The 21,894-nt window shown below is 38.0% G+C and carries 23 protein-coding genes and 1 pseudogene; 8 read left to right on the top strand and 16 right to left on the bottom strand.

Annotated features, from left to right (window positions below):
• Positions 1-18: 18 nt before the first annotated feature.
• Positions 19-279: a hypothetical protein gene (locus KKC46_08760; protein ID MBU1053905.1), complete on the bottom strand. Its 261-nt coding sequence runs from the start codon at positions 277-279 to the stop codon at positions 19-21.
• 329 nt (positions 280-608) lie between these two features.
• Here KKC46_08760 and dksA point away from each other — a divergent pair, with 329 nt between their 5' ends.
• The 5 genes from dksA (at position 609) to KKC46_08735 (ending at position 4,026) form a co-directional block, all read left to right on the top strand.
• Positions 609-971 (top strand): RNA polymerase-binding protein DksA, encoded by a 363-nt coding sequence (gene dksA / locus KKC46_08755; protein MBU1053904.1) that lies wholly within the window; start codon positions 609-611, stop codon positions 969-971.
• A gap of 13 nt (positions 972-984) precedes the next feature.
• Positions 985-1,833, top strand: a complete 849-nt coding sequence (locus KKC46_08750; protein ID MBU1053903.1) for a PHP domain-containing protein — start codon at positions 985-987, stop codon at positions 1,831-1,833.
• Positions 1,834-1,862: 29 nt separating this feature from the next.
• Positions 1,863-2,582, top strand: a complete 720-nt coding sequence (gene rnc / locus KKC46_08745) for a ribonuclease III (protein ID MBU1053902.1) — start codon at positions 1,863-1,865, stop codon at positions 2,580-2,582.
• Complete coding sequence (locus KKC46_08740; protein MBU1053901.1) at positions 2,572-3,606, top strand: radical SAM protein; 1,035 nt, start codon at positions 2,572-2,574, stop codon at positions 3,604-3,606. Before rnc ends, KKC46_08740 begins: the two co-directional genes overlap by 11 nt.
• A gap of 264 nt (positions 3,607-3,870) precedes the next feature.
• Positions 3,871-4,026, top strand: coding sequence for a hypothetical protein (locus tag KKC46_08735; GenBank protein MBU1053900.1), 156 nt, complete (start codon positions 3,871-3,873; stop codon positions 4,024-4,026).
• 354 nt (positions 4,027-4,380) lie between these two features.
• On the opposite strand, the gene KKC46_08730 is transcribed toward KKC46_08735, so the two are convergent.
• The 14 genes and pseudogenes from KKC46_08730 to KKC46_08665 form a co-directional block, all read right to left on the bottom strand.
• Positions 4,381-4,848, bottom strand: a complete 468-nt coding sequence (locus tag KKC46_08730) for a hypothetical protein (protein MBU1053899.1) — start codon at positions 4,846-4,848, stop codon at positions 4,381-4,383.
• A 36-nt stretch (positions 4,849-4,884) separates the two neighbouring features.
• Positions 4,885-5,423, bottom strand: a pseudogene (locus tag KKC46_08725) (hypothetical protein).
• A 4-nt stretch (positions 5,424-5,427) separates the two neighbouring features.
• Positions 5,428-7,287 (bottom strand): aspartyl protease family protein, encoded by a 1,860-nt coding sequence (locus KKC46_08720; protein MBU1053898.1) that lies wholly within the window; start codon positions 7,285-7,287, stop codon positions 5,428-5,430.
• Positions 7,288-7,347: 60 nt separating this feature from the next.
• Complete coding sequence (gene gspG, locus KKC46_08715) at positions 7,348-7,767, bottom strand: type II secretion system major pseudopilin GspG (GenBank protein MBU1053897.1); 420 nt, start codon at positions 7,765-7,767, stop codon at positions 7,348-7,350.
• 51 nt (positions 7,768-7,818) lie between these two features.
• Complete coding sequence (locus KKC46_08710) at positions 7,819-9,036, bottom strand: type II secretion system F family protein (GenBank protein MBU1053896.1); 1,218 nt, start codon at positions 9,034-9,036, stop codon at positions 7,819-7,821.
• Complete coding sequence (gspE, locus tag KKC46_08705; GenBank protein ID MBU1053895.1) at positions 9,017-10,720, bottom strand: type II secretion system ATPase GspE; 1,704 nt, start codon at positions 10,718-10,720, stop codon at positions 9,017-9,019. The genes KKC46_08710 and gspE overlap by 20 nt, the downstream gene beginning before the upstream one ends.
• Positions 10,720-12,750, bottom strand: coding sequence for a hypothetical protein (locus KKC46_08700; GenBank protein MBU1053894.1), 2,031 nt, complete (start codon positions 12,748-12,750; stop codon positions 10,720-10,722). The genes gspE and KKC46_08700 overlap by 1 nt, the downstream gene beginning before the upstream one ends.
• Positions 12,751-13,413 carry a hypothetical protein gene (locus KKC46_08695; GenBank protein ID MBU1053893.1) on the bottom strand — a complete coding sequence of 221 codons (663 nt, stop codon included), beginning with the start codon at positions 13,411-13,413 and terminating at the stop codon, positions 12,751-12,753. It abuts the gene before it with no gap.
• Between the two features lie 2 nt (positions 13,414-13,415).
• Positions 13,416-14,015: a type II secretion system protein M gene (locus KKC46_08690; protein MBU1053892.1), complete on the bottom strand. Its 600-nt coding sequence runs from the start codon at positions 14,013-14,015 to the stop codon at positions 13,416-13,418.
• Entirely contained in the window at positions 14,012-15,514 is a 1,503-nt protein-coding gene (gene pilM, locus KKC46_08685) for a pilus assembly protein PilM (GenBank protein MBU1053891.1), read from the bottom strand. Before pilM ends, KKC46_08690 begins: the two co-directional genes overlap by 4 nt.
• A gap of 15 nt (positions 15,515-15,529) precedes the next feature.
• Positions 15,530-16,375, bottom strand: a complete 846-nt coding sequence (locus KKC46_08680) for a general secretion pathway protein GspK (GenBank protein MBU1053890.1) — start codon at positions 16,373-16,375, stop codon at positions 15,530-15,532.
• Positions 16,376-16,427: 52 nt separating this feature from the next.
• Positions 16,428-17,030: a prepilin-type N-terminal cleavage/methylation domain-containing protein gene (locus tag KKC46_08675; protein MBU1053889.1), complete on the bottom strand. Its 603-nt coding sequence runs from the start codon at positions 17,028-17,030 to the stop codon at positions 16,428-16,430.
• 45 nt (positions 17,031-17,075) lie between these two features.
• Positions 17,076-17,480 carry a prepilin-type N-terminal cleavage/methylation domain-containing protein gene (locus KKC46_08670; protein ID MBU1053888.1) on the bottom strand — a complete coding sequence of 135 codons (405 nt, stop codon included), beginning with the start codon at positions 17,478-17,480 and terminating at the stop codon, positions 17,076-17,078.
• A gap of 7 nt (positions 17,481-17,487) precedes the next feature.
• Entirely contained in the window at positions 17,488-17,976 is a 489-nt protein-coding gene (locus KKC46_08665) for a prepilin-type N-terminal cleavage/methylation domain-containing protein (protein MBU1053887.1), read from the bottom strand.
• Between the two features lie 471 nt (positions 17,977-18,447).
• On the opposite strand from KKC46_08665, the gene KKC46_08660 reads away from it, so the two are divergent.
• The 3 genes from KKC46_08660 to KKC46_08650 all read left to right on the top strand — a co-directional run bounded on the left by KKC46_08660 (position 18,448) and on the right by KKC46_08650 (position 19,451).
• On the top strand, positions 18,448-18,687 hold the full coding sequence (locus KKC46_08660; GenBank protein MBU1053886.1) for a DUF4160 domain-containing protein: 240 nt from the start codon (positions 18,448-18,450) through the stop codon (positions 18,685-18,687).
• Positions 18,668-18,940, top strand: a complete 273-nt coding sequence (locus KKC46_08655; protein MBU1053885.1) for a DUF2442 domain-containing protein — start codon at positions 18,668-18,670, stop codon at positions 18,938-18,940. Before KKC46_08660 ends, KKC46_08655 begins: the two co-directional genes overlap by 20 nt.
• A gap of 148 nt (positions 18,941-19,088) precedes the next feature.
• Positions 19,089-19,451, top strand: a complete 363-nt coding sequence (locus tag KKC46_08650; protein MBU1053884.1) for a hypothetical protein — start codon at positions 19,089-19,091, stop codon at positions 19,449-19,451.
• A 332-nt stretch (positions 19,452-19,783) separates the two neighbouring features.
• On the opposite strand, the gene KKC46_08645 is transcribed toward KKC46_08650, so the two are convergent.
• Positions 19,784-21,894 (bottom strand): DUF4347 domain-containing protein (locus KKC46_08645; protein MBU1053883.1); only part of this gene is annotated, 2,111 nt, incomplete at its 5' end.

Genomic DNA, 21,894 nt, shown 5'->3' with positions numbered 1-21,894 from the left:
AGACTTATAACGAGCCCATCAGCATTGATTATCCGTGTTTTCCATGGGTTCAGCCCAAATTATATGTTTTTTATTGATAAACAGGATTTTCCCTCCGCCTTCCTTGGTAAAGGCATCAACCATGACTACAAACGGGGCATCGGATTTCGTAAAAATATCGGAAACCCTCTGGTTTAAAGAAAGATTTATCTTCCCTTGAAAGATTGCTCCATCTGAAGTCTTGATTGTAACTTCTCTGTATTTTGCTTTGTAATTAGTACCCGGCGTTTTTTTGTCCAATTTTTCACCTCTTTCTTTTGTTTGAGCCCTTATTTGTGATAGACTTGTATAAGTTCATCAACAAAGCCCGGGAAAAATAAATTAAAACAAGGGTTTTAAATTAAAATTTTTAAGAAAAATAACTGGAAAAAATAAAATCTGATATTATATTTATAATAACAAAATATTTAGGGAAACAACATATTACAAAATACAAATAGATTCAATAATTAAAATGTATTATAATAATTTGAAATAGTTTTTTAAAGAAAAATATCTTTACTTGTAATTTCCTTTATGGTAATTGCATCAATGCTCTATAGATAATTTATTCGGAAAAAGGACTTGCTATGAATAAAAAAGATGTTGAATATTTCAGGAAGTTTTTGACACAACGCTTGGAAGAACTTTTAAATCAGGCCGACAGTACTGTTTCCGGGATGACTGATCCAAAAGAAAATTTTCCTGATCCTACAGACAGGGCATCTCTCGAGTCGGAACGCAATTTCTTGCTTAGAATAAGAAACAGGGAGAGTAAACTTATTTATAAGATCAAAGCTGCTCTTGAGCGTATAGAAAACGGCACATTTGGAATATGTGAATCTTGCGGAGGTGATATTTCCGTTAAACGCCTTAAGGCAAGACCGGTAACTTCTCAATGCATAGATTGCAAGTCAAAAGAGGAGGTGTTGGAAAAAGCTCTTGGATTATAGTGATAACAGGAGCATAGATCTCCATATTCATTCTAATGCATCGGATGGAACATTTTCTCCGCAGGAAATTATTGCGTTAGCACAACGCTTGCGCCTTTCTGCAATTGCAATCACAGATCATGATACAATTGATGGCTCGAAAGAAGCAATCGTATCGGGTATTCCTTCCGAATTAAATTTTTTAACCGGTGTAGAATTAAGTGCCGAACCTCCTTTATCTTTTCAATTTTCCGGAAGTTTTCATATACTGGGCTATTCATTTCGCACTGACGATCGTACCCTTAATAATACACTTCATACCCTTCAGGCAGCCAGGAAAAACCGTAATCCGAAAATAATTGAGCTGTTAAACAATCTTGGGTTTGATATTACAATCGAAGAAGTAATTGCTCTTGCAGGCGAAGGGCAGATTGGCAGACCTCACATTGCGACGCTTATGATGAAAAAAGGTTTTGTTGAATCGATAAGCAAAGCTTTCGACAAATATCTTGGAAGAGGAAAACCGGCATACGTTGACAAATACCGGCTTGAATGCAGTAAAGCGCTTGAAATGATTACCGGCGCAGGAGGTGTTCCCGTTATTGCCCATCCCTCGCTTTTTACCATTGGCGAAGGGAAAAATTTTGAGGACCTTATAGCCGTTTTAAAAGATATGGGCTTAAAGGGTATAGAAGCATATTATCCCGAGCATTCAAAAGATAAGATATCTTATTATGTAGAAATAGCAAAAAAACACGGTTTGTTGTTAACAGGAGGCACGGATTTTCATGGGTCTTTGAAACCTGATATCAGCATGGGATCAGGAAGAGGAGATTTTCATGTGCCTTATAAACTGTATGAAAACCTGATAAATTCAGCATAAAAGCAGTAAAAAACAATAGGGAAATTCAGATGCAGAGGGCAGAGCTTTTTGAATTAGAGAAAAAACTCTCATATAAATTTAATAATATAAACCTGCCTGAAGAGGCTCTTCGCCACAGTTCATTTGTAAATGAACAGTCAAACGCAAAATTACGGGATAACGAACGGCTGGAATTTTTAGGAGATGCAGTTCTTAGTCTTGTTATTGGCCACATCATTATAAATCGTTTTCCGGAACTGGACGAGGGGGATCTTTCCAGAGTTCGTTCAAATCTTGTCAATGAATTGCAGGTTGCGGCAGTTGCACGTTCTTTGGATCTTGGCTCTTATATTCAGCTAGGCAAAGGAGAATTCTTATCCAATGGCAGTGATAAAAATTCAATACTGGCCGACACATTTGAAGCAGTAGTAGCAGCAGTATACCTTGACGGAGGATATGATAGTGCTTTTAAAATAATAGAAAGCATTTATGTGCCCATAATACAATCAAACGGCAAATCCGCTGCGGCCTGTGATTACAAAAGCAAAATCCAGGAGCTGGTTCAAACCGGTCAGGAAGTAAAACCGGTATATAATGTTATTGAAGAAAGTGGCCCTGATCATGATAAAATATTTAAAGTTGCGCTAACGGTTAATGATATTCAGACAGCAGGATGCGGCAAAAGCAAAAAACTAGCCGAGCAGGAGGCCGCCCGCAAAGCGATAGATATTCTCACAAACGAAAGTAACCCAAAGGGTGATGAACAATAGTAAAAGAGATTTTATAATTCCTGTATTTGTTCCCCACGCAGGATGTCCTCATCAATGTATTTTCTGCAACCAAAACACAGTAACCGGGAAAAAAATAAGTATACCTTCACCTGATGATCTTGATAATATAATCGCAACTTTTCTTAAATTTAAGGGCAGTAAAAGAAACAGAGTGCAAATTGCATTTTACGGCGGTAATTTTTTAGGCATAGATACTGACATAATAAAACAACTTCTTGTTGTGGCAACAAAGTATGTGACGAAAGGCGTTATTGACAGCATAAGATTTTCAACCCGCCCCGATACCATTGATGATCATAAACTTGATATTGTAGAAAACTTTCCTGTTAAAACAATTGAACTTGGAGTGCAATCAATGGATGATTCCGTGCTGCTGGCGGCTAAGCGCGGACATACGTATTCGGATACAATAAATGCGGTTTCTTTGCTTAAAAAAAGAAATTTTGAAACAGGCATGCAGATGATGATCGGTTTGCCCGGTGATGATGAAAGCAAATCAATTGCTACAGCAAATCAAATATCAGTACTTCGCCCTGATTTTGTCAGGATATATCCTACCCTGGTATTATCAGGAAGTACTCTTGCAGTATTATATAATAAAGGAAAGTATGAGCCGCTTTCTCTTTTGCAGGGAGTATTGATTGCAAAAAAAGTATATCTTGTATTCAAAGAAAATAATATCAAGGTTATCCGAATGGGTTTGCAGGCTACAGATGATCTTAAAGAGGGCTCTTCTGTTATTGCCGGGCCATACCATCCTGCTTTCGCTCATCTGGTATATTCGGAAATCTTTTTAGATAATATCATCAAGATGTTAGAGTCCAATAATTTGAAATCTGAAAACATAATAATCAAAGTTCATCCCAAAAGTATTTCAATATCAAGAGGTATAAAAAATAAAAACATTCAAACAATCAAAGAATTGTTCGGCATAAAATCTATAGATGTTATGCCGGATATATCTCTTTCACGAGATGAAGTTAAAATTGAATTTGTTAATTAGGATTTACTTAAACTGCCAGGGGTCATAAAGTATCATCTTTATCGGTAAGTGCTGATAATAATGGAATCCTTTAATGGGTGCCCCCTATTTGATTCTTATTATAAAATTAGAATTTCCCCCCGGATATGTCAAATCTCTGACGTTATGTGCTTCTTTCTGATAGATGATTTGTGTTTACCAAAAACATGAATTTTCATCATATGTAAAAGCAATTCTATCTTTCTGAAATATTAGTTACTTTCTATGTCTACAAAAGAGGATAATATGAGATATTATACTAAAATATTTTGTAGTATATGCATTGTTCTTTTAACATGCAGCACAGCCATGGCACAAACCCTGCCGGACGCAGGCATCCTTCTACCAGGAACAACGGCAGCCCGGCACCACCCTGCCGGACAGTCTTCCCTCAGACCGTGAAAAGGAGGTTATGAGTTCTCCCATGATCGATTCCGGTGTCAAGGTTCTTGTAACGGGTTTCCGTTTCACCGGCGGTGATGGTATTGCAACAGAGGCTTAGCTTCAGGAACTGGTCAGGGACAGCATAGCCCTGGAACTTCGCCTATACGGGCCTTTCCTATGAACTTTGCAAAGACCTTGCAGACCTCAATGCAAAAGGTTGCGCAGACAGCATATTTACTGGCGTAAGCTATCCCCCAATGCTTCGGAATACTGCTGTTTGAGAGAACCTTTGCTCAATCGTTTCATGATGCTTGAGCAATAAACAGGCAACCCTGTGCAATGCATTATCGTAAACAACCGCATTCGTACTTATCAATTCACATACCGCGCTGTTTCCCTTTCACTTGGGGGATGAACAAGTCTTGCCACAATCAACATCTTCGCATAATCAATTTCTTTATCACTGAACTTGAGATCCTTTAATATGTTATCGAAGTCGTACTCCTGCAAACTACTTGCCGCAATATGTTCAGCGCCCACGGTTTTAACATCGGTTGTAGAAACAGAGTGAATGTCAACTCTTTCATATAGAGGAGCCGGATTATAAACTGTTTTATTGATTCCGGCACAACGAAGCTGTTCTTTGATGATTACTTTGGAATAGTGTTTGGCAAGTGTTTCAATCTCAGGATCTGTCGGAAATAGTTTCTCTTGTTTATGAAGCTCGCTTTCAATAGAATTAGCCAGTTCTTTCCATTTATCTTTAGGCAAGTCCAGAAAACCCATATTCAATATAAGAGTTTGTCTTGGACCATTAGGAGTGCTGATCGATTCTACCAAAACTGATGCTGGATATATTTTTTACCTTTTATAGATTTAACAGTTTCCCGGATAAACATGACGTATGTATACTATCCACCCCGAACCATGCCAAGCAACATAGCGTTTAAATCCATGTAACCATAATTTGGACAGCGATCTAATCCATGGTTCTCCAAAGCATTAATGGAAGATTCTACTGCACTATTTTTATGCCTGAATTCAATAAATTCTTCCGAGTGCTCTATTTGTTTGCCTTTTCCGATAGTCGCCCTTTTTTTGGGCAAAACCACGTAATCCAATATATTTGCTAACTGCTTTCAGTTGTCAGGAGTATAAAAATCCTTGTCAAAACTGTAGCCTAAAAGATTTCCAAATCTTTGTTTAGCCTGTTCCGCCAAGACAACAGCCACTTTCTCATCGGTCTGCCGCTCCATTACCTGATGATGAAGAATGAAACCATATTGATCTTTCAGTATGCAAACCTTTAAACTCTACTCCTGCGGTACGCCGGCTTTTTCTTTGCTGATCCACTCGGTGTGCTGCTCAAAAATTGAAAAAACTTTTTCTTCGTGTGGTATCTTTTCATTTACAATCGGCTCATTTGTATAAATCTTTCAGTATGAGTTTAAATTCCCTGATGCTTCCATTTTGCAGTACTTCAATATTGTACTTTGTGCCTTCATCTTTTGAAAAAAGTTCCCGTACCCCGTCCACACCGCCTAAAGAATCGACATTAATACCGTTTATTTTTCTGATTATATCCCCTTTGATAAAACCTGCATCCGCAGCGGGTGTTTTTTTAGCAACAAAAACAACTTCAGGATAACCGCCTTCACCAGTTCCTGTTAAAAGACCGCTTTTATCTTCAGGAAAGTATTTTTCAAAATCTTTCCCTTTTTCCACTATTACCTGCTGCCTTTTATAATCAAGATATATCACAAAATGTTTAAGCAGCTTATTTCCTATATTGCCGATAATTTCCCTGCTGTCATTTGATCCCTTACCTTTGCTTACAGGTACATTTATAAGCAGATTTGAAACCTTATAACCTCCCAATTCCACGGATTTAAACCTGACGCTTTTCTCAGCATGCTGCCCTCCCAAATCCGCACTTACTCTTTCAATACCTTTTAAATCCAGCAGATTATTATCTTTAGCATAGGGGTAATTAAAAGACATATCAAAAGCACCGATATCAAGGGTCCATTTACCTTTATATTTACCATCAACAATTACAGGCACTGCAAATATTCTTTCTCTCATTGGTGCATCTATTATTGCACCAGACCCATTATATTTAAATTTATCGGGATGATATAAGGTTAATATTTTTGATGCATAATCAATTTTAACAACAAATCTCGACAAGAAATCATGCCCTAGTATACCCACTACAGTTGAATCATATAATCTATTTGAAAGGCCTTTAAAGGAGAATATTTTTTGGGGATTAAACCGGATTTCTCCTACCCGGTATGAAGGCAGAGTTACAAAAGAGAAATCAAAAATGTTTGCAATACCGAATCCTTTAATTTCTCCTTCGGGGTTGAGGCCAAGTTTTTTGGCATAATCTGCATCAATAATGGACATGCTTGCACCGTTATCAAGCAGCCAGAGCTTTTTCTCACCATTTATAATTACATAAAAATACATATTATTTTCAACAAAATAAAAAGGAATGGTTTCTGAGTTCTTCCCGTTTTCAAATTCAAAATCCTCAACATCTTTTTCCGGAGGTTCAAAAACAGAACTGTTTATTTTAGTATTAAAATCATATCTGGCAAGCTGAATGGTTTCTTTCTTTTCTCTTGGAAAAACTTCAGTTTCTTCATGAAACGGATGAATAATACCGTTTATATTCCGGTAGTCGGAAAAAAGTGTACGTATTTCAAAATCAGGTTGTTTTACTATAGCTTTGACAAGATAATAATTTTCTTTACTGAAAAAAAAGAAAGTAATGTCATCATTTATTATATTTGCCATCTCAACTACATGGCAGGCAATTGCCCCGATCTTTTCTTCACCCTTATAAGTAAAGATAAAATTTTTTGTACCAGGCCGCACATGATCATAAACTTCCAGAAGCGCCTTTATTTTTCTTCTTTTAAGGGTTTCTTCATCTCTGTGAATCTGTACTTTCCCATTCGTATCTACAGACCAGCTTTGTTTGCCGTTGTCTCCAAAAGTCTGTTTTATTACGCCATAATCTTCTTCAAGCCTGTATTTTAAAGGTATTTCCTCCCAATTTTTAAATGTACCTTCAAGCCCGTCAAAAGTATTTTTTCCTTCAGCATAGCCGGATGTTATGCTTTTAAGTTTTTTGAGCCCTCCCACTGTTTCGTAATGCTTTAAAAGAATTTTTTGTGGATTAACAAAAGAGTTATCAGCGTAACAAACGGATGCTGAAAGAATAAAAACCAGAAAAACTTTAAAAAATATTTTATTTGGAAAAACCATCTGTTAAATTTTCCATATATATTTTCATTAGGTTTGACTGCTTACGGAAAATGGCAATAGTTATTTCCAGCTTACAAGATCCTGGTTTTCATTTTCTCCACCTTCGGCATTGTCGGCTCCGTATGAAACAAGATCATAATCACCGTGAGTACCCGGTGATATGTACTGATAAGGTCGATTCCACTGGTCAAGCGGAATTTCCTTGGGCAGATAAGGCCCCTTCCAGTTTTCAACTCCGGAAGGTTTTACCCTAAGCGCCTGAAGGCCTTCAGTTGTAGTTGGATATCTGCCTACATCAAGTCTGAATGTATCAAGAGCCGTACCAAAAAGCTCTATTTGGGCTTTTGTCGTTTTTGTCTTTGATTCGCCAATCTTTCCAAACATCTTCGGTGCAACAAGAGAGGCTAAAAGTCCTAAAATTACAATTACAACCATTAGCTCGATTAATGTAAAACCTTTTTTGTTTCCTAAAGTTTTCATTCTGAAATCACCTTTTCGTATCTTCTGTAATTGAAAGTAATTATACCTGCTTTAAAAAGGAATGTCATTCAAGCTGAATACGGCAAGAAGCATTGATATCACAATAAATCCAATCGCAATACCTATAATAAGAATAAATACTGGCTCCATAAGCGATAGCACTTTCTTGATCGTATTTTTAACTTGAACATCAAACCTGTCCGCTACCATTATCAACATTTCATTTAATCTTCCCGTTTCTTCTCCCACATTTATCATGTGAACTGCAAATTTCGGAAAAACAAATCCGGTTTTTAAAATGCCTGAAATGGAATTGCCTTTTCGCACACCCTCGGTAATAGCCGAAATAGTATCTGTCATGCATCCGCTTTCGGATGTTCCTTTTACTATCTGAAGAGAGTTTAAAAGAGGTACTCCATTTTGCAGCAGTGTACCCAATGTTCTTGCAAATTGTGCTACATACATCTCGCTATAGAGCTGGCCAACAAGCGGCAATTTATATTTCAGGCTATCCCATTGTTTTTTGCCTGCATTGCTTTTAAGATAAGTGCGCAATGATAAAAAAGCTGCAAGTATTGCTGTAAAAAACGCCCACCAATAAGTTCTTACGCCAGAGCTGAAGTTGATAAGCAACTTTGTTGAAAGGGGTATTGATTGTTCCATACCGGAAAAGATGGAACTGAATCTCGGTACAACAAAAAAAATAAGCACCATAATGGCTACCCCGCCAACTATTGCAAGAAGAACCGGATAAATAAGAGCTGACCTTACTTTGTCTTTCATCTCTTGGAAGTTTTCTAAATATGAAGAGACCCTGAAAAGAGTTTGTTCTAGAAAACCTCCGCTCTCACCGGCTCTAACCATATTTATATATAAATTAGTAAAAGTTTCCGGGAATTTTGAAATGGCATCTGATAAGGATTTTCCTCCACGAACGCTTGCAAGTATACTTTTTATTATCTCTCTCATCTTTTTCTTGTCTGTCAGATCCACTAATACGGAAAGTCCCTTATCAAGAGGAAAACCGGATTCAAGCAAAACGCCAAGCTGATAGGAAAATATCAATACATCGTTTTCTCCGGGTTTTTTATCGAAAAGTGTTTTGTTAAATGAAAAGAAACCTTCATTTTCATCGGGCCGTTCAATCATAAGTGGATAACAATTCATATCCTGAAGACGTTGGGCGGCTTCACGTTCATTTTCCGCTTCGATTGAACCGGTAGTCATATCCCCTGTTTGTTTTATAGCCTTATAAGAGTATATCGCCACAGACCTCCTCCTGTGTGACTCTGAGAACCTCATCAATAGTGGTAATACCTCTTTTTGCTTTTTGCATACCGCATTCCCTTAATGTTTGCATTCCATTTGAAAGAGCTTTTTTTCTAATAACATCAGCACTGGTTCTTTCAAGTATTAGTTTTCTGATATCATCATCAATTACCATAAGCTCGGAAATGCTGGTTCTTCCCATATATCCGGTAAACCGGCACTCATTGCAACCTATGCCGGAATAAGATTCAAAATGCGTATGGTTATTATTACTATCTACGGTTTCCAGCTTTTTTTCAGTAAGTTGTTTGCAGTGTGGGCAGATAATTCTGACAAGGCGCTGAGCAAGTACACCGACAAGCGCCGATGAAACCAGAAAGCTTTCTACTCCCATATCAAGCAGCCGTGTAACAGCTCCCGGAGCATCATTTGTATGCAGGGTGCTAAATACCAGATGCCCTGTGAGAGCTGACTGTATAGCTATTTCCGCTGTCTCTTTGTCCCTGATTTCCCCAATCATGATGATATCAGGGTCCTGGCGTACAATGTGCCTTAAACCGCTGGAGAACGTCAGCCCTATTTTTGGTTTTACCTGTATCTGATTTATTCCTTCAATTTCATACTCGGCCGGATCTTCTATCGTAATTATCTTCCTGTTAAAATGGTTAATACGTGAAAGCGCGGCATATAGCGTAGTAGTTTTTCCGCTTCCGGTAGGACCGGTAACAAGAACCATACCATAAGGTATGGATATAATTTTTTTGATATTTTCAAGTGATGTCTCGTTAAAGCCAAGTTCTTCAAGACTTATAACGGAGCCTCCTCTATCTAATATCCGCATGACAATGCTTTCACCGTGAATAGTGGGGATAGTAGATATTCTCAGATCTATTTCCCGTCCCGCAGCTCTGAGTTTTATTCTTCCGTCCTGGGGTAGTCTTCTTTCCGCAATATTAAGCTTGGCCATTATTTTGGCTCTTGATATGACTGCCGACTGAAGTCTTTTGGGCAGAGATTCAGCTTCACAAAGAACCCCGTCGATTCTGTATCTGACATTGACTTTGTTTTCGAAAGCCTCTATGTGAATATCGCTGGCCCTATCCTCGATACCGCGGGTGATAATCATATTGACAAGCTTAACTATAGGTCCCTCAAGCGCCATATTTCTTAGATGATGTATATCTTCTTCTGAACCGATATCTGCCAAATCAATATCTTCGCCTATCATGCCCTCCATTATAGATGACATCTGAACACTGTTTCCAAAAAGCTGTTCAATACCTTCCATTACATCTTTTTCACTACTAAGAAAGACTTCGACATCGCATTTAAAAAAAAGACGCAGGGCATCTCTTGCATAAGCATCAAGGGGATCAGCCATAGCAACTTGCACCGAACTGCCGTTTTTCCCTATCGGCAGCGCTTTGTATTGCTTCATAAACTTTAATGAGGGATAATTATCCTGGGGTATTATTTTAGGAAATTCGGAAAACAACATATACCTGATTCCAAGCTGGTCACCAAGAGTTTTAAGCATTGCTTCCGTTGTAAGAAAACCAAGACCGACCAATATTTCTCCGATTTTACGGAAAGTTGTCTGCTGTTCTCTTAAAGCAATTCCCAGCTGTTCTTCTGTTATAATTGCCCGGCTTAAAAGCATTTCTCCAAAAAACTGCTTTGCCATCATAACTGTTCTTTTCCATTTAAGGTTTTCTGTTGCGTTGCGGCCTCATCTTTTTCCATCTCTATTTTTTTTATCATTTTCTTGTTAATTGTCTTTACTCTGTACTGAAAATCCTTTGTTATCTTATCAGCATCTTCAGAAGAACTTGCAACGTGAGGTGTAACCATTATCAGCAATTCGGTCTTTTTTGTTTCATCAGAAGTTACCCCAAAAAGAGAGCCTAAAAGAGGAACTTTGCTTAAAAATGGAATACCTTCTTCCGAGCTATTGGTTTGTTCCGAAATCAGCCCCCCTATTACTAGCGTGTGTCCGTCTTCAACAACTCCGATTGTTTCTGCCTTTCTTTTTGTAAAGCTTGGTGAAGTTATTCCGGCCAGCGCTATATCTACTCCTCTGTTGCTTATCTCCTGATTGATTTTGAGTTTTACTTTATTCTTTTCGGTTATGCTTGGCAATACTGTCAAAAGCACCCCTGTTGTTCTGTATTGTATCTGCCCTGCGGCAACAAAAGCTGTAGTGCCGGTGGTCGTTGAAGTAGAGGGTTGCTGCTGAAATCCTGTGGCTATAGGAATTTCTTCACCTATTTCAATCTTGGCCTCTTTGTTGTCCATTGCAAGTATATGGGGGCTTGCAAGAATGTTCAGCTTTCCTTGACTTGCAAAGGCATTAAGGACAGTACCGTATCTATCAGGCCTTATGACAGCCGCAAAAGCTGTTCCGGATGGAAGGGTGGTTATAATATTAGAAATCTGCCCGGTAGCAGAATCTAAAGTAGGAGTTATTGTTCCTGATAATAATGACGATGTGAAACCGCCTATTATGTTATCACTATGTCCATCTATGGAAACAGAGCCTTTTAAAAGCCATTCAAGCCCGAACTGTGTTTTATCACTCAAAGTAACTTCAGCTATCAGAACTTCAATCAGAACTTGCTTTGAAGGGATATCCAGTTTCTTCAAAATATTTAGCACGGTAAGATAGTTGCGGGTAGTTGTTTTAATTATAAGAGCGTTAATTTCTTCATATGGTATAATAGTAATTTCGCCATCAACATTGCCTTGGAGCTCTCCTGATTTTGTCTTAACTGTCGTCGTATCGGCTGAAAACTGACTATTCGGACCGGGAGTATTTTGTGAAGGAGGGATTAATATTGTTTTACCGGACGTATTCTTTTTATCCAGATACAAACTCTTTAAAACATCTGCAAGCTTTTGTGCTTCGCCATTTTCAACAAGATATACAAAAGACTTAACAGACTCCCGATACTCTGCATTCACATCCAATATCTCGATTATTTTCATAACTTTAGTTAACGCAGCAGCCGGAGCCGTTATAATCAGAATGTTAGAAGGCTCATAAATAATAAGGTCGGTACCTCTGGGCATAAGATTTCTTACAACATTTAATATATCGCCAGCCTTTACATATTCAAGCGGCACTATCTGAGTTAAAAACGATGAATAATCCCCGCGTTTATATTCTTTACCTGTCTGAACATCCAGAGGCTGCTGTCTGGCGGTATCTATAGGAATTATTTTATACAAAGGCCCGTCTTTTACAGCAGTAAAGCCATTGATTTCAAGAATAGTCTGAAATATCTGAAACAGATCGCTTGAAGGGAATTTCCTGTAAGTCTGGATCGTAACTTTTCCCTTAACTTCGGGGGAAAGAATAAAGTTAATATTAAGCATTTCGCCAATGGAAGATATTGCCGTTCCTATGTCAGCACCATCAAGGTTTAACATAATCTCATTTTGATTATATTCTTGGGGTATAATCTTTTCGTTTTCATCCAATATCTTCTTAGGTACCGGAGCCGCTGTTTTCTGTAAAGTATCCTTTTTAATATTTGCTTCTACCTTTGCTTGTAATTTTTCTTTAGGAAGAGGATTATGAGAAGTCAATTGTTCAGGCTGGCTCATAGTTTCAATAGTTTCGTTTTTTGCCGCCTGTTTTGAGGCGCATGAGACAATCATAACAAATGATGTTATAAGTAATATTCTAAAAATTGATAGAAGAATCTTGGGCATTCATCGCTCCTTCGTTTCCGGTGTTGTTGCCAAGGGGATCGGTGCCAGATTTCTGGGTGGTATATATGCAGGAAGTGGCATTTTTATATTTATTGGCGGTTGTTTTGCCGCCTGTTTTTTTCTATCTCTTGAAATAGCACGGCTTTGAATCCCTCTATATTTCAGTTGCTTTGGTGCTGATTTTCCGGGTTCTTCAATAGTCTTAACATGTGAGATCTTGAGTTCTGATTTTTCGCCGCCCCTGGTGAGTACAACTTTATTTTCCAGAATGTCTTGAATCATATAGCCTGATACGGTATTATTTTTTTTATAAACTTTTGTAGTCTTTAATACAGGGTCCATAAAAAATGCTTTTCCACCGCTTTTATTAATTATTATTCCAACAAGTTCTGGCGGAGGACTATCGTTAATTACATTTTCTTGATTTTTAGTCATTTCCCTTTCGGGTCTGAAAAGATCCTTTTCTTCTATTATCTTATAATTGTTATAAGTACTTATCGCTTCAGGTTTGATTTCTTTAACTGCCAAGGGTATTGCAGATTCAGTTTTATTTGCAGAAGGCAAATTATCTATGGGTTTTTGTATATCAGCATAGAGTTTATAGCCCAATAAAATTACAACTGATATTAATATCGCATTGATCAAATAGTATTTACGCAGCATTTTTAATTTGTTTGTCTATAAGTTAAAGTTTTACCTGATTCTTTCCTGGTAAATCCCATTACAGTCATTGTTACCAATATTTCTTTGGGATTTCTGATATTCTTGACTCTTATTTTTATTTCCGATACCGAAAGTAATAAGCCTGAGGCTTTTATGTGCATCAGAAGCTTCCTAAGTGCCAATGTTGAAGACATAAATCCTATTTCAACAGGTATTGCCATATATATATCCTGATCTACCGGTGCCAGCACTTTTTGTGAATTTATCTCTAGTTTCAAAGGCATGGTCATATCATTTATTGCTTTCTGAAGTTCAGCGGCGGCAATGGCAGGTTTAACGCTTGCAAGAAGTTTTTTTTCAAGAATGTTTATTTCGTTTGTTGCAGCCTCAAGCCGGCCTTTTATATCTTCTTTGCCGGAAATCATGCCATTCTGTCGCTCAAGCAGCATCATCATTGCAGCTACTCTATCTTTTGTTTCCGTTCTTACGACGCCCGCCCACAATATAACCCTGTAAGAAAGTATTATTAAAGCTATTACGCATCCTATAGAAACTACAATTTTTTCTCTGCGTTTTAACTTAATATTGAATAGCTTTTTCATCTGTTTTGTTCCTGATTCTTCCTGCCGGGTATTACAACTGAAGCCTTTATTTCAAATGCCTCTCCAAAAATGCTTTTTGTAATTGGCTTTACAAATTTCGCATTTTCGAAATATTTAGAATCTTCTATTACTGGTATAAGATTGGAATATGATTTTGCAAATCCACTCATTATAACTTCACTGCCATCCCTGTCTTTACTGTTTATTTTCTTAGTGTACTTTAAGCCTGATAACCAGACATTCTCCGGAAGGATCTTTGAAAGCTCTGCAAGCATATCAAGTTCTATGCTTTTTCCTTTCTTAATTCTTTTCAGAAAATTTATCTTTTTATCGGCAATAGCTAGGTCGGACGACATTTTCTCTATTTGCATTATATCCGGCTTTTTGTCAGATATTTCTTTTTCAATTGTCTTAAGTAAAATTCTTTCACTGCTGATCTTACGGGCCGCTAAAGCGCACAAAAGAATAATTATAACGGCAAAAGATATCTTGGCAATCGTAGCTCCTGCTTTTTTGTTTCGGTTACCCTTCACTGGCAAAAGGTTTATCTGAATGCCGCCCAGACCAAATAATAAATAGCAGGCTCCTGTTGCGGATAGTATGTTATTAATGCTCTGATCTTTTATGTTTGCCGTAAAACATGAGAGTTTTTCCACAACATGGATTCGTTCACTGACTTCTGTCATCAGGTTTTTTAATTCTGAAACAGCATGGCCTGCCAATACTATCCTTACAGGTTTTTTCCCGTTAAAACCTGCTATTGTCTTTGTTGTCTCATTGACAAGTGCTTTAAGAATGGTATCTTCAGAAGTTTTGAATTCAACAGATACGGTATTGAGGGAAATACAATACCCGTTTTTAATTACAGCGATTTCATAACCGAACGAGTTTGTATAAATAGATACGCATAAACTATTTTTATATCCGAACACATCAGGTCGCCTGTCGATTCCTGATAGTTCCGTCATAAGATTAGTATTGTAACCGCTTAACTCAAGGGCATTCAGGTTGTTTAGGGTTGAAATACTGACATTGTCGAGTTTGAGAGGTATTTTATCTAGGAAATCTTTTATATAAGATATTTTATCTTTCTGTATAATAACCAGCATTACATTAAAAGTATTCGGCTTCTCTGCCACAATCTGAAAATCATACAATATGGCGTCAACATCAAAAGGAATGTGCCTTTCTATTTCATACCGCATGACATCCCTGAGGGTGTCCCTGTCCGGTGACGGTATATCCAGAAATTTGATGAGCCCCCATTCTTTTGGAACGGAAACTGAAACGGAAACATTTTTTACTTCTATGGCCTGCTGGGTTAAAAATTTTTTAAAATCTGATACAGTATCGTCATTTGCACCTGTACCATTAAAGGGAATATTAATAGAGGCGGTTAATTGAAAGCCGGTAACACCTTTTTTAAGAATAACAGCAATAATGCTGTTGTCTCTGAAATCTATGCCAAGAACATTTTTTTCAAATACTTTCCAGGCCATTATTTATCCTGTCTGTCAGATGAGATTATCGTTCCAGTAAGCAGTTTCAATATTCCCATTGGGTTTTTTTAATAAAATAACCTTGACCACCCTTTTTGTCCTTCCGCTGATACCGATAGAAATAACAGTAAAATTGCTGGATTTAACTATGTATCCTCCGGCAGGTACCAAAAATGGCCTTTGCAATATTATACTTTCTGCCATTGCCTCGCCAAATGCCGCTTTAAGGATAATTCTATCGGCTGTATTTATATTTACAGCTCCGGAGCTTTTTGCCGTTAGATATTTTTCTATCCCCTGGGTGACCGGTGTCTCGAATGATCCGGAGAATATCACAGGAGTTATCCCTTTTACAAGAAGAAGCTCCTCAATAGTATCAAATGGGCCATCTTTGCAGCTGTGTGGTTGTGGCAAAGAAAGATAATATTCCTCTTCCGCGCCGTTTATCCTGTGCAGATCATCCGGATCTCTCCAGTCTTGAATGGAATCTATTATTGTATCTATCAATGATTCCTCAACTTCGGCATATTCCAATATCTGTCTAAGTTGATCCGGTGTTGCCGTATTGATATTCAGCTTACTGTCTTCATCTATAATATCATATGAATATTTAGCATTTCCAATACTTCCTTCTCTGTGCGGCTGCTTTTCGTCAAAAATCAAAAGGCCGTTATCATCGAGCTTCATTTCATTTTCTATGGAAAGTATTTCCGATTTTGCTTCTTCAATACCAGCAAGAGCCGCATAATATGCCTCGGCATCTTCCTTGAAATTGATTGTGATATTCATTTCCGTTCTCATTGAAAAAACAAATTCACTAGCTATCACTGTAAGAAGCACCATAACCCATAGAACGACCATAAGGGCCGCTCCTCTTTGAGAGTTAAAGATAACACAGTGTATATTGGGGAAATCACTGTTTTTCATTATCCTGTCCTGTAGGAATAGATATTACAAACGGCTCCATTTCGTTTAAAGTAATTCTTATAGCAGATGGTAATTGTTCCTGTAATTCCCAGGAATCTTTCCATTCTTTAGTTTTAAATGAAAAATATTCAAAACTTAAAGAATTAATATCGGAATCAAGAAGTTCGCCTTCCTCCGAGGTTTTATCGAGAAGTTCTTTGTCGGGTAAAATACCTTCATTCATGGTTAATTCATCATTTTTAAAAGAATATGAAATCCAATTCATATTCTTCCCAACCCGTCCCACCGAAGATGTAACAAACCAAACAGTTTCGAAATTACCTTGAAATGCGACCAGTGTTTTGCCGTCTTTTTCTATTTGATACGGATATATGGACTTTATCTTTTGATTCATTCTCTCGAAAAGTATTCTCAAGACCTGAGAAGTTTCGATTTCAGCCTCTCCCTTTTCCCATGCTCGTGTACCAAGCCTGATACTGCCTCCGATTATTACTGCAATAAGAGAAAGAATTGTAACTGAAATCATAAGCTCCATGAGCGTAAAGCCGTTTTTGTTATTTAAAACAAAATAGTTATTTTTATTTATCATATATTTCACAACGATTTTTGCTGCTATCTCTAATAAGCATGGTATTTATATTTTATTTTCATCCGTCAGTATTTTAAGCGTTGACAGTTCTACTATGTTTTTATCAATATCATTGTGGGAATAGATCTTTACTGTAATCATAGTTGAGCTAATTTCATCATTATCCGCAAATTCATGAGGATTTACTTCCGATTGCCAGATTAAACCATCAGAAAATTCACCGTTTCCCTGTACAGGATTGGTTATCATCTCTTCCATTTTTGCCTTTGCGTGAATTACGGCATTTGTGTATTCTCTTGAAATTCGTCCTGTCCTGAGACCACCTGCAAAAAGCTGCATTACCATAACCACACCAATACCAAGTATGGCGGTGGCAATCACTACTTCAAGCAATGTGAAGCCTTGTTGCTTTGTCGCTTTCACAAAAACATCTATGGTTTCTTTTTTCATATTTCTTCTATTGCCTGTTTATTTTTACTCTGCCATGGATTTTATCTATTAAAATGGAGTACGAAGATGATTTCAGATTTTTCAATAATATTTCTCCTCCTGTGCAATCGCCCTCAGGGAAAAAATCTATTCTGATATCTTCATATTCGCTTTTTTCTATATAAACGCCTTCGGGAAATTCTTTTTGCAGAAAATACACAGGCTTTTCCAGTCCGGCATCTTGATCTTTAGAGGAAAGATTTGCATATAGTCCATAGCCGTTTATATCCGTAGCAAAAGAGTATATTTTCTTTTCAGCTATTGCTTTGCTTCTGGTATATCTTAAGCTGGCAGCCATTTCTTTTGCGGCGGTTTTAAGGTGCAGATCATCAATATTCCTGTATAGAGTACCACCAACCAAGGCGGAGGCAATACCGATTATAAAGAGTACAATAATCAGCTCTATCAAGGTAAAAGCTTTTTTATCAGATTTTAAGGCGATTGTTGTGCATAACATCCGGTCACCTATTTACGGTGTAAAAACCGCTTCCAGCAGTTCATCTTTGCTGCCATACCCTGTCATGGATCGATATGAGTTGTTCGAAGCATAGTAATTCATAAGTGAATCTTGTTAACAATTTTAGTAAATTAGCAAAAATATTAGATAAAGGCAAGGGCCTTTTCGTAAGGAAGCAGGGTAAGCGCATTGAGAATTTACCCTATACTCTATTTGATTAGTATTATGGTTTTTAAGAAAATAAAAAGCCTTGTTTATTTTGCGGATATAGCCAAGGAACCTATAAATTTTAAAATTGACTGAAAGTTTTTATGGTCGCTGGTGAAGCCCTGCCGTGAGTTCCCTCAAGACAGCTTTTTCAATCGATAGATGCTTTTGTTCCTTCACATGGTATGATGAAAAATATTTTTTATATTGTAGATCGTAAAGAATAATGATAAAAATAATAGGGATAAAAATAAAGGGGAAAAAATGTCACCAGCAGTTTTGAGGTCAGGGCCATACAGGTTTTATTTTGTCAGTCATGACTTGCACGAACCACCGCATGTCCACATTGACCGAGATGACTTCTCAGCCAAGTTCTGGCTCAATCCTGTGGCGTTGGCATACAATCTTGGCTTTCCGGCAAGGGAATTGCGAAAATTGGAAATGCTTACTACGGAGAACCAAGAATATTTATTGGAGGTATGGTATGAATACTTTGGAGCCTAAAGCGGGAGAACGCGTAAGAGATGTACACATTACTGATGATGCCATTAGTGTGGATCTTTTTGATGGACGAACCATAACTGTCCCGATAGCTTGGTACCCACGTTTACTGCATGCCGCACCAAAGCAACGCGCAAACTGGCGAATTGCCGGAGCAGGATACGGGATACATTGGCCGGATGTTGATGAGGATCTCACTACCCAAGGCCTTTTGCATGGAGCCCCCGCTCCACGGGGAGCTGCAAAAGCTGCATAGACAGACTCATCATTAGTGTTAATTGTCTTACATTAAACCACTACTTCCAACAAAAATATACTCTCCCGAAGACAAATTGAAAATCCCCCTTGCTTTACTTAGCACAATACTTTAATAATATAGCATATTCTGAATATAAACTTTAAATATAAAGGGCGTCCCCAAGAATTTCCAGCCTTCGAAGAAATCCCTGAAAGCGATCAAAGATCGTATTACCGGATTGACAGCCAGGACACGGACGATTATGCCTTTAGACTTGCTGGTTAATGAGGTAAACACAGCGGTTCGTGGTTGGGTAGGCTACTTTCATGTGCGAAACTGCAGCACGGTTCTAAGTGAGGTGCGGTGGCTTCTGGAGGAGCGGTTAAGAACCCATTTACGGAAGCGCCACAAGATCAGAGATCGGGAAACAGGGTACGTACGGTTCACAAATCGGAATCTGTACGAGAAGTACGGGCTCTACAAAGTGCCAACGACAGCGGGCTGGACAAAAGCGCATGCCTTGCGGTGAAGAACATCGGAAAGCCGTGTGCGGGAAAACCGCATGCACGGTTTGATGAGGGAGGGATGGTTGAGGCAGTCATGGTTAGGATATTGAGGCACCGCTATACGAAAGGGGCGGAAACAGATAGGCCGAACCTAAAACCGAATAGACCATCTCTCTACTCTACCCAAGAATTTCCCTACGACTATCGAATAACGTGAAAATAAAAAAATATTCTCAATTTTCTCCGGAAATCTATACTTATTTAATTTGGTGGTCATCAGGTGCTCTCTTCTTTTCTATGGGAATAATGCTAAGGCGGGGCTAATAGACTACCCCGCCTTTTTTACCTCTTCTATTTATGGGCAAACGCACCTTGGGCAAGTACATAAGGTTACGATTTTTCTTGCGTCAAGTATTGTGATTCTTCCATCACCATCAAGGTCACAATCCTGACATTCTGATATTGGATGATTTAAAAAAGTTTTTATTAAATTAACATCACTTTGATCAATAATACCATCTCTATTGATGTCACCTATTGCAGGAGGATCATCGATGAAAACGCCAAAGGTTGATGTATGTGAAGTTTGGAAAGTGACTGTATTTAGGAACGTATTTACTGATATATTTGTGATTCCCAGTTCCGACCATAATCCTGATTTAATGTCCCAATATTTAACGGATATACGGCTGGAATCGATATCTGCCAAGTTAAGGCCTAAAACTACTGGCATGTTAACTGTAATGGATGCCTGCTCAGCAATTGATGTTTCGTTAAATATAATGTTCCAAGCTTGATATAGATTCTCTGTGTTAACTAATTCGAGTTTAGCGTTATCTGTAACATCTGTCACCAAGATAGTTCCATTCGAAGTCAATGATTGTGCAGGAATCTCAACTATTAAACCACCAGGAAACATGAATGACGCTTCATCAATAGCACGAACCGGTTGCTGTTTTGTTGTCGGGCAACTTACATAATTTGATGGCCTTCTCATTACATCAAGCGTCCAATCTCGAGTAGAACCTTCTTTGCTTTTGCCAGTGGCTTGAGTATTTGCATACACAGTAGCCCCAGAATAGTCTGCAAGTTTCTGGACGAATTCCTTTCCAGCTTCTGTTTGTCCAACATAACATGCGAATAGCAATATGACCGAATCACAAGGGGCAATTATACCATCACCACGTAATTGAGCAAAAGCCTGCATTGTATTACTATCATACATAAATTTAAAACCATGCTCACCTTCCAAAAGCTTAAAGCCACCAGACATATGAATTATACCCGGAGTTCCGTGTGCAACTATGGTAAGAGTATCAATAGGCCTGCCATAATATTGGGTAACATCTTTCAAGTGGTCTATCCACTCATTTATATCGGTGGCAATACCGTTCGAATCATCTCTTGTATCGTATGTGAATAAATAAGATTCAAGGTTATCTGTTCCCATAAGAGGTATAGGATAATCATCTATCATACTAATAACTTCAAATCGCCGATCAGAGTATGGCATCCCTTTATAAACAGTATTAAATTTGGCTGTGCTTATGCTGCTTACTATTGATATTTGATTGTCCCACACATCATCAAGGAAAGGTGTTATAATTGGTCTACCATCGTTATATAGATCTGGACCAGCAGGAATTGGATATTTCTTATAATTTTCATGAATCCACTGACAAAGTTCCGGGCCATAATTTTTATCCGGTGGATATATCTCTAAAACGTAGTTATACTCTGGAGTATCAGCTAAACAGTTCGATACAAACGCATATAACGAATCTGGCTCAAGGCCCACTAATGAAAGGTCAGAAGTATCATTCCAATTCAGGGTATTTATGGCTTCCCATAATAAAATATCACTTATAGTTAGATTAATAGGATCTGAACCATCAAGAAATTCTTGATAATTGGTCTTTCCATCGCCATCAATATCACCAATCGCATCATTAATCTTGGTATTGAGTCCTGCATAAAGACTTTCCCAAATATCCGGCATTCCGTCAGCATCATCGTCCAAATCAGCATTATCGCCGATTCCATCTCCATTGGTGTCAAGCCATTCGTTTTCATTAAATGGGAATGCATCAGCAGAGTCAGCATAGCCATCGTCATCGCTATCAAGAAAACCAAATTTAATATCCCGTGTTAGGTTGCTATAAATTGTTATATCACGCAGGTAGAAAGGCGGATAAATAGAAGACGGCGGCGTAACACGGACGGTATAAGTATCAGGCAAAAGGAGCATTCGATAACTTCCATCACTTCCCGAAGTACTGCGAGAAGAACCAGAAGTAGATTGGATGTTAGTTCCAGGAACTGGGTTTCCGGCAGTATCCGTTACCATACCACTCAGCATAACAAGTGGGACTATTATGTTAAGTTCTGTATCACCAGCCACAATTAAATTTGAACTAAGATTATAGCGTAAACTTGCGCTGCTGTATCCCCCTTTGTTATCATAAT

This window comes from Pseudomonadota bacterium, from assembly GCA_018817425.1.
Classification (GTDB): domain Bacteria; phylum Desulfobacterota; class Desulfobacteria; order Desulfobacterales; family RPRI01; genus RPRI01.
Note: the sequence above shows the minus strand (reverse complement) of the source record. Positions and strands in the feature narration are given on the sequence as shown.

Bases quoted from the DNA above. Each gene is read 5' to 3' on its own strand.
- dksA (MBU1053904.1), top strand. From the start codon at position 609: ATGAATAAAAAAGATGTTGAATATTTCAGGAAGTTTTTGACACAACGC.
- rnc (MBU1053902.1), top strand. From the start codon at position 1,863: ATGCAGAGGGCAGAGCTTTTTGAATTAGAGAAAAAACTCTCATATAAA.
- KKC46_08740 (MBU1053901.1), top strand. From the start codon at position 2,572: ATGAACAATAGTAAAAGAGATTTTATAATTCCTGTATTTGTTCCCCAC.
- KKC46_08735 (MBU1053900.1), top strand. From the start codon at position 3,871: ATGAGATATTATACTAAAATATTTTGTAGTATATGCATTGTTCTTTTA.
- KKC46_08720 (MBU1053898.1), bottom strand. From the start codon at position 7,287: ATGGTTTTTCCAAATAAAATATTTTTTAAAGTTTTTCTGGTTTTTATT.
- gspG (MBU1053897.1), bottom strand. From the start codon at position 7,767: ATGAAAACTTTAGGAAACAAAAAAGGTTTTACATTAATCGAGCTAATG.
- gspE (MBU1053895.1), bottom strand. From the start codon at position 10,720: ATGGCAAAGCAGTTTTTTGGAGAAATGCTTTTAAGCCGGGCAATTATA.
- KKC46_08700 (MBU1053894.1), bottom strand. From the start codon at position 12,750: ATGCCCAAGATTCTTCTATCAATTTTTAGAATATTACTTATAACATCA.
- KKC46_08695 (MBU1053893.1), bottom strand. From the start codon at position 13,413: ATGCTGCGTAAATACTATTTGATCAATGCGATATTAATATCAGTTGTA.
- KKC46_08690 (MBU1053892.1), bottom strand. From the start codon at position 14,015: ATGAAAAAGCTATTCAATATTAAGTTAAAACGCAGAGAAAAAATTGTA.
- pilM (MBU1053891.1), bottom strand. From the start codon at position 15,514: ATGGCCTGGAAAGTATTTGAAAAAAATGTTCTTGGCATAGATTTCAGA.
- KKC46_08680 (MBU1053890.1), bottom strand. From the start codon at position 16,375: ATGGTCGTTCTATGGGTTATGGTGCTTCTTACAGTGATAGCTAGTGAA.
- KKC46_08675 (MBU1053889.1), bottom strand. From the start codon at position 17,030: ATGATAAATAAAAATAACTATTTTGTTTTAAATAACAAAAACGGCTTT.
- KKC46_08670 (MBU1053888.1), bottom strand. From the start codon at position 17,480: ATGAAAAAAGAAACCATAGATGTTTTTGTGAAAGCGACAAAGCAACAA.
- KKC46_08665 (MBU1053887.1), bottom strand. From the start codon at position 17,976: ATGTTATGCACAACAATCGCCTTAAAATCTGATAAAAAAGCTTTTACC.
- KKC46_08660 (MBU1053886.1), top strand. From the start codon at position 18,448: ATGTCACCAGCAGTTTTGAGGTCAGGGCCATACAGGTTTTATTTTGTC.
- KKC46_08655 (MBU1053885.1), top strand. From the start codon at position 18,668: ATGAATACTTTGGAGCCTAAAGCGGGAGAACGCGTAAGAGATGTACAC.